The 365-nt window shown below is 46.0% G+C and carries 1 pseudogene; it reads right to left on the bottom strand.

The features are described 5' to 3' along the window. A pseudogene (locus FC32_RS10830) lies at nt 1-365 on the bottom strand (MSCRAMM family adhesin SdrC); the annotation flags it as partial.

The raw sequence follows: 365 nt of genomic DNA, 5'->3' as shown, positions 1-365 counted from the left end.
ATTGAGTGAATCAGTAAGCGCCAGTGAATCCGCATCGACATCGTTGAGCGAATCAGTGAGCGCCAGTGAATCAGCAAGCACATCTGTAAGTGAATCAGTAAGCGCAAGTGAATCAGCAAGCACATCATTGAGTGAATCAGTAAGTGCAAGTGAATCCGCCTCAACATCGTTGAGCGAGTCAGCAAGAGCAAGTGAATCAGCGTCAACGTCATTGAGCGAGTCAGCAAGAGCAAGTGAATCAGCGTCAACATCGTTGAGCGAATCGGTAAGTGCAAGTGAATCAGCGTCAACATCGTTGAGCGAATCAGCAAGAGCAAGTGAATCAACTTCAACCTCATTGAGTGAATCATTAAGTACAAGCGAAT

The sequence above is a fragment of the Ligilactobacillus apodemi DSM 16634 = JCM 16172 genome, from assembly GCF_001434405.1.
GTDB lineage: Bacteria > Bacillota > Bacilli > Lactobacillales > Lactobacillaceae > Ligilactobacillus > Ligilactobacillus apodemi.
The sequence above is the reverse complement of the archived record's forward strand: the minus strand, read 5'-3'. Positions and strand labels throughout refer to the sequence as shown.